Source organism: Pseudomonas sp. HS-18, assembly GCF_020401845.1.
GTDB lineage: Bacteria > Pseudomonadota > Gammaproteobacteria > Pseudomonadales > Pseudomonadaceae > Pseudomonas > Pseudomonas nitroreducens.
In genome coordinates this window covers 2,227,155-2,243,349 of record NZ_CP084413.1, presented here as the reverse complement: position 1 = coordinate 2,243,349, position 16,195 = coordinate 2,227,155, and the positions used below count along the sequence as shown (strand labels likewise).

Annotated in this window: 20 protein-coding genes, 2 pseudogenes and 2 riboswitches; of the genes and pseudogenes, 18 read left to right on the top strand and 4 right to left on the bottom strand. The window is 62.3% G+C overall.

Annotation, left to right across the window (positions count from 1 at the left end):
* Window positions 1-3: 3 nt before the first annotated feature.
* The 10 genes and pseudogenes from LDJ84_RS10495 to LDJ84_RS10450 all read left to right on the top strand — a co-directional run.
* Complete coding sequence (locus tag LDJ84_RS10495; RefSeq protein ID WP_034076308.1) at window positions 4-345, top strand: alpha/beta fold hydrolase; 342 nt, start codon at window positions 4-6, stop codon at window positions 343-345.
* Between the two features lie 158 nt (window positions 346-503).
* Window positions 504-896: an Ohr family peroxiredoxin gene (locus LDJ84_RS10490; RefSeq protein WP_058168058.1), complete on the top strand. Its 393-nt coding sequence runs from the start codon at window positions 504-506 to the stop codon at window positions 894-896.
* 76 nt (window positions 897-972) lie between these two features.
* Window positions 973-1,275 carry a putative quinol monooxygenase gene (locus LDJ84_RS10485; RefSeq protein ID WP_034076332.1) on the top strand — a complete coding sequence of 101 codons (303 nt, stop codon included), beginning with the start codon at window positions 973-975 and terminating at the stop codon, window positions 1,273-1,275.
* A gap of 201 nt (window positions 1,276-1,476) precedes the next feature.
* On the top strand, window positions 1,477-2,520 hold the full coding sequence (locus LDJ84_RS10480; protein ID WP_034076304.1) for a zinc-dependent alcohol dehydrogenase family protein: 1,044 nt from the start codon (window positions 1,477-1,479) through the stop codon (window positions 2,518-2,520).
* Window positions 2,521-2,621: 101 nt separating this feature from the next.
* Window positions 2,622-3,047 carry an Ohr family peroxiredoxin gene (locus LDJ84_RS10475; protein WP_034076302.1) on the top strand — a complete coding sequence of 142 codons (426 nt, stop codon included), beginning with the start codon at window positions 2,622-2,624 and terminating at the stop codon, window positions 3,045-3,047.
* Window positions 3,044-3,502, top strand: coding sequence for a MarR family winged helix-turn-helix transcriptional regulator (locus LDJ84_RS10470; RefSeq protein ID WP_034076300.1), 459 nt, complete (start codon window positions 3,044-3,046; stop codon window positions 3,500-3,502). The genes LDJ84_RS10475 and LDJ84_RS10470 overlap by 4 nt, the downstream gene beginning before the upstream one ends.
* Before the next feature lie 80 nt (window positions 3,503-3,582).
* Entirely contained in the window at window positions 3,583-4,590 is a 1,008-nt protein-coding gene (locus LDJ84_RS10465; RefSeq protein ID WP_051878640.1) for an NAD(P)H-dependent flavin oxidoreductase, read from the top strand.
* Between the two features lie 31 nt (window positions 4,591-4,621).
* Entirely contained in the window at window positions 4,622-5,182 is a 561-nt protein-coding gene (locus tag LDJ84_RS10460; RefSeq protein ID WP_034076298.1) for a glutathione peroxidase, read from the top strand.
* A gap of 74 nt (window positions 5,183-5,256) precedes the next feature.
* A complete protein-coding gene (locus tag LDJ84_RS10455; RefSeq protein ID WP_034076296.1) occupies window positions 5,257-6,252 on the top strand; it encodes an aldo/keto reductase in 996 nt (331 codons plus the stop codon).
* 49 nt (window positions 6,253-6,301) lie between these two features.
* Window positions 6,302-7,075, top strand: a pseudogene (locus LDJ84_RS10450) (NAD(P)-dependent alcohol dehydrogenase); the annotation flags it as partial.
* Here the strand turns inward: LDJ84_RS10450 and LDJ84_RS10445 are convergent.
* Window positions 7,052-7,225, bottom strand: a pseudogene (locus tag LDJ84_RS10445) (CopG family transcriptional regulator); the annotation flags it as partial. The pseudogenes LDJ84_RS10450 and LDJ84_RS10445 sit on opposite strands and share 24 nt — an antisense overlap.
* Before the next feature lie 22 nt (window positions 7,226-7,247).
* Here LDJ84_RS10445 and LDJ84_RS10440 point away from each other — a divergent pair.
* Complete coding sequence (locus LDJ84_RS10440; protein ID WP_201022402.1) at window positions 7,248-7,685, top strand: MFS transporter; 438 nt, start codon at window positions 7,248-7,250, stop codon at window positions 7,683-7,685.
* A 9-nt stretch (window positions 7,686-7,694) separates the two neighbouring features.
* Here LDJ84_RS10440 and LDJ84_RS10435 read toward each other — a convergent pair whose 3' ends face one another.
* From LDJ84_RS10435 to LDJ84_RS10425, 3 genes are all read right to left on the bottom strand, one after another.
* The gene (locus LDJ84_RS10435; protein ID WP_226046299.1) at window positions 7,695-8,876 is read right to left on the bottom strand and encodes an MFS transporter; all 1,182 of its coding nucleotides are present in this window, start codon (window positions 8,874-8,876) and stop codon (window positions 7,695-7,697) included.
* A 164-nt stretch (window positions 8,877-9,040) separates the two neighbouring features.
* Window positions 9,041-9,841, bottom strand: a complete 801-nt coding sequence (locus tag LDJ84_RS10430; protein WP_034076294.1) for an endonuclease/exonuclease/phosphatase family protein — start codon at window positions 9,839-9,841, stop codon at window positions 9,041-9,043.
* A 16-nt stretch (window positions 9,842-9,857) separates the two neighbouring features.
* Window positions 9,858-10,400, bottom strand: a complete 543-nt coding sequence (locus LDJ84_RS10425) for a Chromate resistance protein ChrB (RefSeq protein WP_034076292.1) — start codon at window positions 10,398-10,400, stop codon at window positions 9,858-9,860.
* Window positions 10,401-10,575: 175 nt separating this feature from the next.
* Window positions 10,576-10,637, top strand: a riboswitch (Fluoride riboswitch).
* A 142-nt stretch (window positions 10,638-10,779) separates the two neighbouring features.
* On the opposite strand from LDJ84_RS10425, the gene crcB reads away from it, so the two are divergent.
* From crcB to cfa, 7 genes are all read left to right on the top strand, one after another.
* Window positions 10,780-11,163, top strand: a complete 384-nt coding sequence (crcB, locus tag LDJ84_RS10420; protein WP_034076290.1) for a fluoride efflux transporter CrcB — start codon at window positions 10,780-10,782, stop codon at window positions 11,161-11,163.
* A 13-nt stretch (window positions 11,164-11,176) separates the two neighbouring features.
* Complete coding sequence (locus LDJ84_RS10415; protein WP_034076288.1) at window positions 11,177-11,521, top strand: DUF190 domain-containing protein; 345 nt, start codon at window positions 11,177-11,179, stop codon at window positions 11,519-11,521.
* Between the two features lie 20 nt (window positions 11,522-11,541).
* Window positions 11,542-12,075: an inorganic diphosphatase gene (gene ppa / locus LDJ84_RS10410; RefSeq protein WP_034076285.1), complete on the top strand. Its 534-nt coding sequence runs from the start codon at window positions 11,542-11,544 to the stop codon at window positions 12,073-12,075.
* A 68-nt stretch (window positions 12,076-12,143) separates the two neighbouring features.
* A complete protein-coding gene (locus tag LDJ84_RS10405; protein WP_146219700.1) occupies window positions 12,144-12,464 on the top strand; it encodes a hypothetical protein in 321 nt (106 codons plus the stop codon).
* 44 nt (window positions 12,465-12,508) lie between these two features.
* Window positions 12,509-14,347: a dihydroxy-acid dehydratase gene (gene ilvD, locus LDJ84_RS10400; RefSeq protein WP_226046298.1), complete on the top strand. Its 1,839-nt coding sequence runs from the start codon at window positions 12,509-12,511 to the stop codon at window positions 14,345-14,347.
* Window positions 14,348-14,395: 48 nt separating this feature from the next.
* Window positions 14,396-14,461: riboswitch (Fluoride riboswitch) on the top strand.
* A 117-nt stretch (window positions 14,462-14,578) separates the two neighbouring features.
* Window positions 14,579-15,019 carry a hypothetical protein gene (locus LDJ84_RS10395; protein ID WP_034076280.1) on the top strand — a complete coding sequence of 147 codons (441 nt, stop codon included), beginning with the start codon at window positions 14,579-14,581 and terminating at the stop codon, window positions 15,017-15,019.
* A complete protein-coding gene (gene cfa, locus LDJ84_RS10390; RefSeq protein ID WP_052165114.1) occupies window positions 15,016-16,176 on the top strand; it encodes a cyclopropane fatty acyl phospholipid synthase in 1,161 nt (386 codons plus the stop codon). The genes LDJ84_RS10395 and cfa overlap by 4 nt, the downstream gene beginning before the upstream one ends.
* Window positions 16,177-16,195: the final 19 nt, after the last annotated feature.

Sequence of the window (16,195 nt, the reverse complement as noted above, 5' to 3'; positions counted from 1 at the left end):
ACCATGGCTCCCCGCGCGAACCTCTTCGAGTCGCAACGGCTGCGTCTGCACTACGCCGAGTGGGGCGATAGCAAAGCCCGGCCACTGCTGCTCCTGCACGGCGGCCGCGACCACTGCCGCAACTGGGATTGGGTCGCGGAGCGGTTGTGCGCGGACTGGCGCATCATCGCCCCCGACCTGCGCGGTCACGGCGATAGCCAATGGTGCCCGTCGGGCACCTACACCTACGACGCCTACCTCTGGGATTTGTTGGCCCTGGTAGAACACCTGGGCATTACGATCACTGGGCACCGCGCTGTGCGTAAACGACGGCACAACCAAGAGCCACGGCCGCCTTTGCCTTAGTAAGCCACCTTGAGGCTGCCGGCGAGGACGGCCTGCCAAAACTCCCGTGTACGGCGAACGCCCAAATATATAGCAAGCAATATTATTGCTTGCTATATATTACCAATAAATCAAGGAGGAACACATGAGCACACTTCTACAGCACGACAGTCAACGCCATAGGCGGCCGCAGCGGCACCGTCAAGAGCACCGACGGCCTTCTGGATCTACCCCTGTCCCTGCCTGCCGCGCCTGGCGGCAAGGGCGGGGCGACCAATCCCGAACAACTGTTCGCGGCTGGCTATGCGGCCTGCTTCGGCAACGCCGTCATCCACATCACCCGCAACAAGGAGACGAAGGTCCGCGACAACGACATCGAAGTCGCGGCAACTGTCGGCATGGAGTCGAACGGCAGCGGCGGTTTCACGTTGACCGTGGCACTCGACGTCACCATCGCCGGGGTCGACCAGGCGGCGGCCGAAGCAATCGTTGCCGAGGCGCACAAGGTCTGCCCGTATTCCAATGCGACCCGTGACAACATCGACGTGGCCCTGTTGGTGAAAACGCGATGACGCCATCGGCGCGCGGGCCGGGGCCCGTGCGACACCCAGCCCACCCCAAACGTCAAGGAGTTTCTTGATCATGAGCCTGCTTAAAACTGCGTTGTTCGTTCGTCTGGAGGCTCGGCCCGGAAAAGAGCAGGAGGTCGAGGCGTTCCTGGAGGCGGGCTTGACGCTCGTGCTCGATGAGCCAGCCACCGCCGCATGGTTCGGCCTGCGCCTCGGTCCCAGCACCTTCGCCATTTTCGACGCCTTCCCCGATGAGGCCGGGCGTGAAGCGCATCTGGCGGGCAAGGTCGCCGCCGCCCTGCTCGCCAGGGCCGGAGAATTGCTGTCTGAGCCACCCAGCATCGAGAAGGCGCAGGTGCTTGCCAGCAAGTTGTCCGGGTGAGGCTGTGTTTGCGGAATTCTGTCCCGTCGGATTCTCTGGCACCGGGCTTCACCTTCGAAAAGGGCGAAAGAACCCAATGACCAATTTCTTTAGTCGACTGCATCTTCCGGCTGAGCGGCGGCGAAATCCCGCCATTGATTCTGCAATTGCAAAGCTGATCGTCAAGACGGCATCCAGCAAACCACAATGGAGTACAAAGGTATGAAAGCACTCGTCTACAAGGGGCCTGGTCAGAAGGCGTGGGAAGAAAAGGAAAAACCCGCTATAGAGAAGCCGACCGACGCCATCGTGCGGATCACCAACACCACGATCTGCGGCACCGACCTGCATATTCTCAAGGGTGACGTACCCGCCGTCACGCCGGGCCGGACGCTCGGCCACGAGGGCGTCGGCATTGTCGAGGAGACCGGCAGCGCCCTGCGCAACTTCAAGAAGGGCGACCGGGTGCTGATCTCCTGCGTCACCTCCTGCGGCTCGTGTCCGAACTGCAAGCGCCAGCTCTACTCCCATTGCGCAGATGGCGGCTGGATACTCGGCCATCTGATAGACGGCACCCAAGCCGAATATGTGCGCATTCCGCACGCCGACAACAGCCTTTACCCGGTGCCGGACGGCACGGACGAAGAGGCGCTTGTCATGCTGTCCGACATCCTGCCGACCGGCTTCGAGATCGGCGTCCTCGCGGGCCAGGTGAAGCCGGGCGATGTCGTCGCCATCGTTGGCGCCGGGCCTGTCGGCATGGCCACACTGCTGACGGCGCAGTTCTATTCGCCGGGGCGGCTTGTGATGCTGGACACCGATGCCAACCGGCTTGAAGTCGCAAGGAAATTCGGTGCCACTGACACGATCAACGTTGCCGATGGCAAGGCGGTCGAAACGCTCATGGAAATGACGGGCGGTGTCGGTGTCGACGTGGCGATCGAGGCGGTCGGCATTCCCACAACGTTCGATATCTGCCAGCAGACCATAGCCCCCGGCGGGCGCATCGCCAATGTCGGCGTTCATGGCAAGCCCGTCGAGCTGCACGTGGAGAAGCTCTGGCTTCAGAACATCACCATCGCCATGGGCCTTGTGAACACCAATACCACGCCCATGCTGCTGAAGACGCTTCAGGCCGGGGGCATCTCACCGGCCCAGCTCATCACCCATCGCTTCGCGCTGGACGACATTCTGAAGGCGTACGAGGTCTTCGGCGCAGCGGCGAAGGAGAAAGCCATGAAGGTGATCCTCAAGGCCGCGAAGTAAGGCACTGACAAGACGGAGCCTTGCCTGCCGGCAAGCGCTTCCAGGATATATGGCCAGCCACAACCTGGCTGGCAGTTAATGAATTTGATCAGGAGAAACACATGAGCACACTCTACAGCACGACAGTCAACGCCATAGGCGGCCGCAGCGGCACCGTCAAGAGCACCGACGGCCTTCTGGATCTACCCCTGTCCCTGCCTTCCGCGCTTGGCGGCAAGGGCGGGGCGACCAATCCCGAACAACTGTTCGCGGCTGGCTATGCGGCCTGCTTCGGCAACGCCGTCATCCACATCACCCGCAACAAGGAGACGAAGGTCCGCGACAACGACATCGAAGTCGCGGCAACTGTCGGCATGGAGTCGAACGGCAGCGGCGGTTTCACGTTGACCGTGGCGCTCGACGTCACCATCGCCGGGGTCGACCAGGCGGCGGCCGAAGCAATCGTTGCCGAGGCGCACAAGGTCTGTCCGTACTCCAATGCCACGCGCGGCAACATCGACGTGGCCCTGTCGGTGAAGACGCGATGACGGCATCCGAGCGGGGGCGCGACGAGGATCTGCTTCATCTCGATCGCCAGCTCTGCTTTCCCCTCTATGCGGCGACCAACCTGCTGCAGCGGCTCTACCGGCCGCTGTTGAAGCCCCTGGGCCTGACCTATTCCCAGTATCTGGTGATGCTGGTGCTGTGGGAGCGCGAGGAGGTTTCCGTGGGCGAGCTGGGCGGCTGCCTGCACCTCGACGTCGGCACGCTCAGCCCGCTGCTCAAACGGATGGAGGAAGCCGGGCTGATCGTCCGCAGGCGTGACGTCGCTGACGAGCGGCGCGTTTTCGCCGCCCCGACCGCGCATGGATGGGCGCTGTACGATGAGGTGCGGCGTATCCCCGAAGCGCTCGCCGAGCGCACCGGCCTGGTCGCAGAGGAGGGAGAGCAGTTGCGCGCCCAAGCCCAGGCGTTCGTTGTCAGGCTTGCCGGCGTGGTATAGCCAACGCTCTCGCCAAATCCGTTTGCAGCCGGCCCGGTGCCAGGAGCGACAAGAGACAACACACATTCGAGGTAATAGAAATGTCTTCCAACGAGACACGTGTCTCCAGACTTTTGAAGATCGAGCATCCGGTGATCCAGGCGCCGATGGTCTGGCTGACATCCGCCAACCTGGTTGCCGCAGTGTCGGAGGCCGGGGGCATGGGCGTGCTCGGTCCCAATGCCGGGCAGACCACCAAAACCACCGATCCCGGCGAGACGGCCGAGCGCTTGCGCAATGAAATCCGCAAGACGCGGCGCCTGACGGGCAAGCCCTTTGCGGTGAATTTCCTGCTGCCGATCGAGGGCGTGGACATCAGCTACCTCTATGCCGAACCGCTTTTGAAGGTCATTCTTGAAGAAAAGGTCAGGGTCGTGATCACGGTCGGCCAGGACATCGGCAAAGGCCTGGACTACATCCGCGCGTTCAAAGAGGCTGGTATCACCGTCGTCCATCGGGAGTTGTCGCCCACCGTCGAGAACGCCCTGCAAGCGCAGCAGGCGGGCGTAGACGCCTTTATCGTCACCGGCCACGAGGCGGGCGGGCATCTCAGCGCGCACCGGATCAGCACGCTGGTGCTGTTGCCGCAGATCACTGACGTACTGCGCATTCCCGTGATCGCAGCCGGCGGCATCTACAATGGAAAAACAGCGGCAGCGGCGCATGCTGCGGGCGCGGAAGGCATCTACGCCGGTACGCGCTTCATCATGACCGATGAATCACCAGCTGCGGCAGCGGCCAAGCAGGCGATTCTAGACGTGCGCTCACAAGACCTCATCGAAGCGGGCACGCCCGGTGCCATGGCTCGGATCATCGCACCGAAACCGGGGGCTGGCGCCACAGAATCCGACGGCATCGCGGCGACCAAAACCGGCATGCTCGATGGCGATCTGGACAACGGCATCGTCTGCGTCTCTGAATCCGCCGGCGGCATCGCCAGCATCGTTCCCGCCAGGGAGGTCGTGCTGGAGCTGGCCCGGCCGTTTCATGATGCGCCTGCGACGAACGGCCCGACCACGCTGGGGCACCTGGCGGAATGCGCCGGGTGACATGACTTTCCCACACCGAAGGAAAATGGCGATGACTGCTGCTCTTTTCACCATTCCGATTACCCGCATCGACGGCGCACAGACTTCGCTGGCCGACTATGCCGGCCAGGTGCTGTTGGTCGTCAACACCGCATCCCAATGCGGCCTCACACCGCAATATGAAGGTCTGGAGGCGCTCCATTCCCGGTATCGCGAACAGGGCTTCGCGGTGCTTGGCTTCCCGGCCAATGATTTCGCCGGGCAGGAACCCGGCGACGATGCCGAAATTCAGCGCTTCTGTTCGACGGCCTATGCAGTGGATTTCCCACTGTTTTCCAAGATTTCCGTCGCGGGTGAAGGCAAGCATCCGCTTTACGCCGCGTTGATCGAAGCCAGGCCCAGGGCCCAAGGCGGCGAAACGTTCCGCCAGTGGCTGGCGGGGCATGGCGTGACGCCCAATCCCGAGCCGGAAGTGGCGTGGAACTTCGAGAAGTTCCTGGTCGGCCGCGACGGCGCTGTCATCGCCCGCTTCGCGCCCGGTATCGAGCCGCAGGACGGCGCCATCATCGAAGCGATCGAAGCGGCACTGCCCGGACAACGCCCAAACACCTGATCGGGTGAGCGGATATGCCGGGGTGGAATGATCCGGCCCCGGTCGAACACGGATTCCAAAAGAGGGGACATGACATGAACAAACGCATATTGGGAAACTCCGGCCTGGAAGTGTCCGCGCTCGGGCTCGGCTGTATGGGTATGACCTGGGCCTACGGCGCACCCGGCGAGCGCGGCGACATGATCCGGCTACTGCGCGGAGCCGTCGATCTGGGCGTCACCTTCTTCGATACCGCCGAAGTCTACGGTCCGTTCACCAACGAAGAACTGGTCGGCGAGGCGCTCGCGCCGGTGCGCGACCAGGTGGTGATCGCCACCAAGTTCGGCTTCGCCATCGACCCGAACGGCGGTCCGTGGCCGCTCGGCACCGACAGCCGCCCAGAACACATCAAGGCCGTCGCCGATGCGGCGCTGAAGCGGCTGCGCACCGATCGCATCGACCTGTTCTACCAGCACCGCGTCGATCCGCAGGTGCCAATCGAAGACGTTGCCGGCGCCGTGGCCGATCTGGTGAAGGCGGGCAAGGTCAAGCATTTCGGCCTGTCCGAGGCCGGTGCGGCAACGATCCGCAAGGCCCATGCGGTCCACTCCGTGACCGCGCTGCAAAGCGAGTATTCGTTGTGGTCACGTGAACCGGAGCAGGAGATCCTGGCCCTGCTGGAAGAACTCGGCATTGGCTTCGTCGCCTACAGCCCACTCGGTCGCGGCTTTCTGACGGGAGCGTTCGGCGCCGATGCGACCTTCAGCGACGATGACTTCCGGGGCGGCAATCCGCGCTTCCAGGCTGCGGCGCTGCGCAAGAATGTCGCTCTCGTCGATGCGCTGAAGGCAATCGCGCGGGAGAAGAACGTCACGCCGGGGCAACTCGCACTCGCTTGGCTGCTGGCGAAAAAGCCCTGGATCGTACCGATCCCCGGGACGCGCAAGCGCACCCGGCTCGAAGAAAACATGGCCGCCACCCGCGTATCCCTCAACGTGGCCGACATCGCGGCCATCGAAGCGGCTGTCGCGGCGCATCCGGTCGAGGGCACGCGCTATGACGACCAGGGGCTTGCCGCAGTGGACCTGTAGCAGTCACGAAAAATCCAGACTCCATCATCGTTCGGAAAGGATCTTGGCCATGTCCGCTTGCACCGGCTACGCCGCCGAAAACGCGACCTCGCCGCTGGCTCCCTTCTCGTTCTCACGCCGCGAACCTGGGCCCACGGATGTCGCCATCGACATCCTCTATTGCAGCGTGTGCCACTCCGATCTGCAAACCGCCCGCGGCGGATGGGGTGGCACGCTGTATCCCAGTGTTCCCGGCCACGAAATCGTCGGGCGCCTTTCGGCCGTCGGAGCGAAGGTCGCGCACTTCAAGGTGGGCGACATAGTGGCGGTCAGCTGCATGGTAGATTCCTGCTGCACCTGCCCGAGCTACCGCGAGGGGCTGGAGCAGTATTGCGAGCAAGGCATGGTCGCCACCTACAACAGCGTCGATCCCATCCTCGGCGGCCCTGCCTTCGGTGGCTACTCCAGCCATTTCGTCGTGACGGAAAGCTTCGTGCTGCGCCTGACCGCCGGCGCGCCGCTGCTGTGCGCCGGCATCACTACCTAGTCGCGGCTGCGCCACTGGGGCGCGGGGCCAGGCAAGCGGGTCGGCGGCGTCGGCCTGGGGGCTTGGCCACAGGCCGTCAAGCTCGCCCGGGCGCTCGGCGCGCATGTCATACTGTCCACCACGTCCGCATCCAAGATGCAGGACGGCAAGCGCCTGGGCGCCGACGAGGTCGTACTGTCCAGCGACGCGCAAGCGATGGCCGCGCACGGCTCGACGCTTGATCTCATCATCGACGCCGTCTCCGCCCCGCACTACATCAATCCTTATCTCGACCTGCTCAAGCAGGACGGAACTCTGCTGCAGGCAATCCAGCCATTTGGCGATGGCGGCTTCGCGCTGGTCGCCCGCGTCTGGCGAGAGCCAGGATGCCAGCGCCGCCGCGACAATGGACGATTTGGACACGCCTAGTTCATCGAGGCGCTTGGCGTGCTCGTGATGGAGAGCGATCTTCTACTCGGTGGCGATGGGTGTGAGCGGTTGCGGTTCCCTGCTGTTCGGCCGTCTTTTCGACCGCTACGGCTTCAAGGTGCTGGTCGGCCTGACGCTGGCAAGTAGCGTCTTTGCACCGCTGACGTTGCTTGGCGGGTTCTGGTGCGCACTTTTCGGCGCGGCGATTTGGGGGGTGGGCATGGGGGTGCACGAATCCATCATCCCCGCCGCGGTTGCTCCTATGGTGCCCAGCACTCGCCGCGCCTCCGCCTTTGGTCAATTCACCGCCGGCTACGGTATCGCTTGGTTCGCCGGTAGCAGCCTAATTGGTGTCCTTTACGATCACTCCGTAATGGCAACCGTAGCATTCTGCGTACTTAGTCCGTTGGCAGCCGTTCCAATCCTCTGGTACGTCGGCCTGCGGGTCGGAAATCTAGCGGAAGGCGGCGACAGTTGCTCGCCACCGGCCCCTCCGTAGATAAGCCGCTTAACGTCCAGTACCACCAGACATCCGAGCCAACACCCCAGTACCTGCGATCATTAGTATGGCCGCCAGCAGAAAAGCGAGCACGGGCGAGACTGCAGTCCATAGGAGACCAACAGTAGCGCTCGAGATGAACTTTGCGGTGCCGTTCACCGTGCCAAGCGCACCGTAACTCAGAGCCAGCGTCTCCTGCTGCACCATGTCCGCGGTTACAGTGGACTCCAGGGCCTCCTGCACGGACACATACAGGCCCGCGACGGTGAAGAGCAGTACCAGCATCGGCACGCTGTCCAACCTCAGCCAGAAAGCCAGTGCGGCCAGTAGAGCCGTCAGGCTACCCAAGGCATAACCCGCGACAAGCACCGGCAGCGAGCCCAGGCGATCCGCCAGTATGCCGATGGGGTAGGACGTCAGGACCTGGACCAGGTTGCGCCAGACATACAGCAGACCAGCAACCTGCGCCGCTTGCACCACTCCCAGGGTTCCGCTGAGCAGTTGCGTGGCCGCAAGTATGAGCAAGCTGTGGCTGAAATCACCGATACCGAATAGCCCGACGGCTCCCAGGTAGCGCTTGAAACGCAGAGGCAGGCCTTTGAGGGTCTGGAAGAACTTCAACTCGGGGTTCGCGGAGTGCTGCGGGTCCTTGACCAGGGTCAGGAACGCCAATACGGCGAGGACGCCGGGGATGACGCTCAACCAGAGCACCAGCCGGAAAGGCCCTGTCGCATCGTCCCAGGGTAGCTGTTGAGCCCACCCCAGTAGGGCGACACCAAGCAACGGGCCAATGACGGCCCCCAACGTGTCCATCGCCCGGTGGAAACCGAATGCACGCCCCCGGGTATCGGCAGTCACCGCCTGGATCACGATAGCATCGCGCAATGGGCCTCGCAGTCCTTTGCCGAACCAGGAAACCAGCCGGCCGGCAAGAAGCAGCGGCCAACCCAACGCCAGTGCTAGCAGGACCTGGCCGGCCGGCGTCAGGCCGTAGCCGATCAGGACCAGCAGTTTGCGATGCCCCAGTTTGTCAGCGATGTAGCCGGAGAACATTTTCGTGTAAGCGGCCAGAGCGTCTGCGATCCCTTCGATGGTGCCCAGTGCCGCGGCGGGTATTCCCAGTACCGCAAGGAACCCAGGAAGAATCACGGTTGTGGTCTCGTAGCAAAAATCGCCCAGGGCACTGGTCAATCCCGCTCCCGCGACTGTTCTGTTGAGCCAAGTTGATCGGCCTGTACTGCTTTGGGAGCTATCGCTTTTTTCCAAGGAACGTTCTTGATACTGGCTCATCATGCGATCTCGATAGTAAGGAGCTCGTAATCCCAACTGCTGCGCTAACGTCGGCGGAATCATGGTCAAATGTCGAAAGTCGCCAAGACCGGATAGTGATCCGAAGCACCGTCGGTGGCTGGGGTGCGAATCACCTCATAGCTGACAACCTTGCTGGCAAGGGCTGGCGTGGCCAGGACGTAGTCACACCGCATCTGCGCAAACTCGGAGTTGGTGTAGGCAGCGGTGGGTACCGTAGGTGTGGACTCAGGCTGCAGGAGACGACCTACATCGACCCAGCCAGCTGTTTCGAGCGTTGCGAGGACCGTCGTATCAGCATCACGGCCATTACTGGAGTAACGAATGCGGTGGTGCGCAGAGAGCAGATCGAACCCTTGCGGTTCTGGATCATGTGGTGATGCTGAGTTGAAGTCCCCTGCCAGCAACCGGTACTCATTGGGAGTAGCCTGCACAGCTAGGTATGCAGCTTCCCTGCGTCGGACATCGACCCCGTTCGGGCACAAATGAACGCTCGTCAACAGCAGGCTTTGCTCGCTCTCAGGCAATGCCACCCTGAGCGATGCAACGCTGTGATGAAAATTGGCCGAATCAGACTCGAACGAGAGCGGCCTCAGAGGGGAACGAATAAAGATCGCAAGATGCTGTCCAGTCCGCGGAGCCTGAGCCAAAAAGCCCCGCATCTGAAGCTGGTGCTCCATGTCATACAACCAATCACCACCGTTTGCATCGAATCCGCGTGCCTCCTGCATTAAGAAGACATCGGGATTCAGCTCCCGCACTAGGCCGATCTGCGCCACGGCCCTACGGCTATCTGCGCCGTCACGGCCGGCAAACAGGGTGTTGTATGTCAGCACTTTCAACTGCATGGAGCACCTCTTCAGATCATCGGTTTTCGTCCTGCGCCTCAAACACGCGCTGGGCGTAGGTATCCAGTAAGGTTTCGCAGTGCTGCAGGCGCTGCTCCGATTCCACCAGGAGTGGCGCGCCGTAGAAGTCCAGCTTGCGGATCTTCTCCAGCCAGTTCTGCAGCTTTTTCAAATCGACGTCGTTCTCTTCCAACTCGGCGTAGGTGAAGTGGCAGGCCGCGGTCTCCTTGGCGATTTCCGCTTCGAAGTCATCACACTTATCGAGCAGCTCGCGGTACTCCTCGTCGCGGTCAGCCTTGAAGCGTGCTACCACTTTGTCTTCCTGCAGACGGTCCAAAGCGACGGTCTCCAAGATCACTGAGTCGCCTGCCATTGCCTCGATGTCGTGCTCTAGCATCTTCAACTGACGAACATGCTCATCAGTCTTTGGGAGCAGGCAGACGCCGTTTTGCAGATACACCGCCCCCATCCCTTTGAGCTTGCGCCACAGAGCAATGCGCTTCTTGGCGGGTTCCGATGGAACCTTATAGGTGAGGAGGAGCCAGTTCTGATTCGTCATAGTGTGTAATCCTAATGTTACGGTCGTTACATATTAAAAGAATCAAAATTCATAAGCATATGGTTACAGCTATTGATTTGGATGAAAACGAGGCGATTGCTCCGCCCACGCGTCCGCCTCGTTTCAGGTATGTCATCGCAAGGATGATTTCCCTGAAGTAGGTAGAAATGCTAATTTCTTCACAGGAGATGGCATTCCTCCTTTAACCGCCTTCGTGCTGATGATGCCTACGTGAACCCTGGACAGGGTGCGTAGGTGTGCGTCCTGTCCTTTCGTATAAGGATAGGAACGTGAACGCAATTCTCCGCCCAGCCCCCCTTTCCCCGTCGGGGACATCTGTTTTCGCCTGGTCACCGCTCCGCCATGGAGTCTGGCCAGCGTGCTGAAATCCATTATCGCTATTGCCGGCGGCGCCGCCCTTGGAGCCCTGCTGCGTTGGTTCCTTGGATTGCAGCTCAATGCGCTGTTCCCCACCATTCCGCCGGGTACCTGGACCGCCAATCTCATCGGCGGATACATCATCGGCGTGGCCGTGGCCTTCTTCGCCGCCAACCCGGCGCTCAGCCCTGAATGGCGCCTGTTGATCATCACTGGGTTCTGCGGCGGCCTGACGACCTTCTCGACCTTTTCGGCGGAAACCATGGCGCTGCTCCAGTCCGGGCGCGTCAGTTGGGCAATGACCGCCATCGGCGTGCATGTCGCGGGCTCCCTTCTGGCTACGACCGCTGGACTCATGACCTACCCATTGCTCAGTGGACGCTGACGGAGGAGCAACGATGCAAGGCTATCTGGTGACTTTCTTCACCCAACAGAGCCGCCGCCATGGCGGCAAGCTGATCACCGACTGGATGGTCGATCTGGCTCGCAGCATGAAGCTCAAGGGCGCCACCCTGGTGCTGGGCGCCGAGGGCTACGGCCATGCCGGGCGGCTGCACTCGTACCATTTCTTCGAACTGGCCGACCAACCCGTCGAGATCTGTCTGGCGGTATCCGAGGAGGAGTGCCAGCAGTTGTTTGAGCGCTTGGAAGCCGAAGATCTCGCCCTGTTCTACGTGAAGACTCCCGTAGAAATGGGGACCGTGGGCAAACGCAAGGCCGAACGCGACACCCCCAGCACCTGACGCTTACGGAGACCCAAGACATGAGCTTCACTGACCTCCCTGCCGGCAAAGACGTCCCGGACGACATCTACGCCGTGATCGAGATCCCCGCAAACCACGCGCCCATTAAATATGAACTGGACAAGGCCAGCGGCCAGATGTTCGTCGACCGTTTTCTCAGTACGCCGATGTTCTACCCAGCCAACTACGGCTTCATTCCTTCCACCCTGAGCGAGGACGGCGACCCACTGGATATCCTGGTCATCACACCTTGCCCGGTTGCACCTGGCACCGTTCTGCGTTGCCGCCCGATTGGCGTGATGTACATGACCGACGAGGCAGGGCCCGACGCCAAGATCATCGCAGTGCCCCACGATAAGCTCAGCACCCTGTACACCAATGTGCGCGAATGCAGCGACCTGCGTGAACTGATGCTCCAGCAGATCCAGCACTTCTTCGAGAACTACAAGACTCTCGAGCCCGGCAAGTGGGTACGCATGGACCGCTGGGGCAGTCTCGACGATGCCCGCGAGGAAATCCGCAAGTCGGTGGCGGCCTATGGGGCGGCACATTGAGCGGAGGCATTTCCCAACCCAAGGCGACCTGGCTACCTGCACCCACTCGCCTCCTAGAAGCTGGCTGCTTGTCGCTCGGTCTGCTCGGCGGCTGGTTTTTTGCTCGATCGGCAACTGGCCTGGTCGGGCTAGTACCACTGAGCATGGGCCTGGCATGGGTGCTGGTCCGCTTCGTCCTGAGCGGCCGTAGGCAATTCTCATCCGCGCTCTGCTTCTGCGGAGGCATTGCAGCCTGCTCTGTCAAGCTTGCCGAGATCATCAGTTTCTACATGCACGGACAGCGCTCCCTGGCACTCAGTGAGATACCCGAGCTTTTTATCTGCGTAGTGCTTCCACCACTCATCGCCTTGATCCTGGTGATGCTGGTGAATCTCGTGCTCAACGACTGAGCACCATAAGACAAAAACAATCTAATTAGCTGACAGGACCCACCATGCCCGATTACCGCTCGAAAATCTCCACCCACGGTCGCAACATGGCCGGCGCCCGCACCCTCTGGCGCGCCACCGGGATGAAGGACGAAGACTTCAAGAAGCCGATCATCGCCATCGCCAACTCCTTCACCCAGTTCGTGCCCGGCCACGTGCACCTGAAGGACCTGGGCCAACTGGTCGCCCGCGAGATCGAAAGACACGGCGGCGTGGCGAAGGAATTCAACACCATCGCCGTGGACGACGGCATCGCCATGGGCCATGACGGCATGCTCTATTCCCTGCCGTCGCGCGAGATCATCGCCGACTCCGTGGAGTACATGGTCAACGCCCACTGCGCCGACGCCATCGTCTGTATCTCCAATTGCGACAAGATCACCCCCGGCATGCTGATGGCCGCCCTGCGCCTGAACATCCCGGTGGTGTTCGTCTCCGGCGGGCCGATGGAAGCCGGCAAGACCAAGCTGGCCAGCCACGGCCTGGACCTGATCGATGCCATGGTGGTGGCCGCCGATGACTCCTGCTCCGACGAGAAGGTCGCCGAATACGAGCGTAGTGCCTGTCCGACTTGCGGTTCCTGTTCTGGCATGTTCACCGCCAACTCGATGAACTGCCTGGTGGAGGCCTTGGGCCTGGCCCTGCCAGGAAACGGGACCACACTGGCCACCCACGCCGATCGCGAGCAGTTGTTCCTGCGCGCCGGCCGCCTGGCCGTCGAGCTGTGCCAGCGCTACTACGGCGAGGGCGATGCCTCAGTATTACCGCGCAGCATCGCCAATGTGCTCGCCTTCGAGAACGCCATGTCGCTGGACATCGCGATGGGTGGCTCGACCAACACCATCCTGCACCTGTTGGCCGCCGCCCAGGAAGGCGAGGTGCCCTTCGACCTGCGCGACATCGATCGCCTGTCGCGCAAGGTGCCGCAGCTGGGCAAGGTGGCGCCGAACATCCAGAAGTACCACATGGAAGACGTGCACCGCGCCGGCGGCATCTTCTCTATCCTCGGCGAACTGGCCCGTGGCGGCCTGCTGCACACCGAGGTGCCGACCGTGCACAGCCCGAGCATGGCCGACGCCATCGCCGAGTGGGACATCACCCAGACCCGCGACGAGAAGGTCCATACATTCTTCAAGGCCGGCCCCGCGGGCATCCCGAGCCAGGTTGCCTTCAGCCAATCGACCCGCTGGGACACCCTGGACGATGATCGCGCCGAGGGTTGTATCCGCAGTTTCGAGCACGCCTACTCCCAGGAAGGCGGCTTGGCCATGCTGTACGGCAATATCGCCCTCGACGGCTGCGTGGTGAAAACCGCCGGCGTGGACGAGTCCCTGTATGTCTTCGAGGGCACGGCGAGAATCTTCGAAAGCCAGGACGCCGCGGTGAAAGGCATCCTCGCCGACGAAGTGAAGGCCGGCGACATCGTGATCATCCGCTACGAAGGCCCGAAAGGCGGCCCGGGCATGCAGGAAATGCTCTATCCGACCAGCTACCTGAAATCCAAGGGCCTGGGTAAGGAATGCGCCCTGCTCACCGACGGCCGCTTCTCCGGCGGCACCTCGGGCCTGTCCATCGGCCACGCCTCGCCGGAAGCCGCCGCGGGCGGCGCCATCGGCCTGGTGCAGGACGGCGACAAGGTACTGATCGACATCCCCAACCGCAGCATCAACCTGCTGGTGAGCGATGAAGAACTGGCCACCCGCCGCGCCGAGCAGGACAAGAAAGGCTGGAAGCCGGCACAGCCGCGCGCGCGCAAGGTGACCACCGCGCTGAAGGCCTACGCCCTGCTGGCCACCAGCGCCGACAAGGGCGCCGTGCGCAACAAAGCGCTGCTGGAGGACTAATGCCCCGAGGCTCCCGGACTTCTTGCAAGCCCGGGAGTCGGTGATACAGTTCTCACAGGAGATGGCATTCTCCGTTAACCGCTGACGCCGTCAGCTGATGATGCCTACCGAACTCGCGAAGGCGGGAGCGGTAGGCATTTTTGTATCTACAGCCCCACTTCGCTCAGGTAGTCCCATCGCCAGCCGCGATTCGCCTTATGGCACGCGTCGGCCCTGTACCTGGAGGTGAATGTGGGAACCCCACTGCATCATCAGCCTGACCTCATCTGGTCGTCGTCAGTCACCAGCATCCTGTCCGACGACCTGGAAGCGTTTCTCCAGCTGCTTCCCGCTCAACATATCCTTCTACGAGTAACCTACCCTTCGGCGCTCAATATCGCCCGTGAGCAACAAGAACACCTCGCCCGGGCGCTGTTCAGCCAGGGATTGAAGCGCTCCGCACTGCTAATCGAAAGCGCTGCCCGCTACCTGGTGTTCTCGGAGCCTCGCGAGGCCTGGGACACCTATTGCTGCCTGAGGTACTCCAGCCTGGCAATCGAGGTCGGTATCTGCCGTGTTGGCGTCTACCGAGAGTCGCTAGCGAACCTACGTACCCGCTCCACAGCGACGGCCTATCCGGCCCCGAGCAACCAGCCCACGGCGACGGTCGACGACGCGAGGAACCCGGTATGAGCGAGATACTCGAAACCTCATCGAGCGGCTCGCAGTCCAGCTCGAATCCGGAAGTGCGCAAGCTCGCCGTCGGTTTGCTGCACAAGGCCGATATCGAGGTGAATGGTCAGCGTCCCTGGGACATGCGAGTGCTGCGCCCGTGCGTCTTCGAACGAGCGCTGGGTATGGGCAGCCTCGGCCTGGGCGAGAGCTATATGGACGGTGACTGGGACGCTGCGCATCTCGACGAGTTCTTCCATCGCCTGCTGCGCGCCCGGCTCGATCGCGAGGTCCAGCCGTTGCGCTTGCTTGCCCATGCCCTGCGCTATCGCCTGCGCAACCTGCAGAACATCAGGCGTGCCTGGCAGGTCGGCAGGCAGCATTACGACCTGAGCAATGAACTGTACAAGGCCATGCTGGACTCACGCCTGACTTACAGCTGCGGCTATTGGGAAAACGCCACAAATCTCGAGCAGGCCCAGGAGGCCAAGCTGGAGCTGATCTGCCGCAAGCTGCAGCTCAAGCCCGGCATGCGCCTGCTGGACATCGGCTGCGGCTGGGGAAGCCTGATGGCCTATGCCGCGCAGCACCACGGCGTGGAGTGCGTGGGCGTGACTGTATCCCAGGAACAGGCGAACTGGGCCGGTGACCGCTACCGTGACCTGCCCGTGGAGTTCCGACTGCAGGACTACCGCAGCCTGAACGAGCGGTTCGACCGCATCGCCAGCGTCGGCATGTTCGAGCACGTCGGGCACAAGAACCATCGGGCGTTCATGCAGGTGGCCCACCGCTGTCTCGCTGACGATGGCCTGCTCCTGCTGCACAGCATCGGCAAGAACGCCCGCCGCGGGCATCCCGACCCGTGGATCGACCGCTACATCTTCCCCAACGGCGACCTGCCCTCCATCGGCCAGATCGGCGATGCCGCGGACGACCTTTTCGTCGTCGAGGACCTGCACAACTTCGGCGCCGACTACGACCGCACCCTGATGGCCTGGCACGCCAATTTCGAAGCGGCCTGGCCACGCTTTTCAGCACCGGGGGAGCGCTTCCGGCGCATGTGGCGCTACTACCTGCTGTCCTGTGCCGGCGCCTTCCGCGCGCGCGACATCCAGCTCTGGCAGTGGGTGTTGTCCAAGCGCGGAGTTATCGGCGGCTACCGGCGTCCGCAATCGTAATCGAACGTGGCAATCGCGA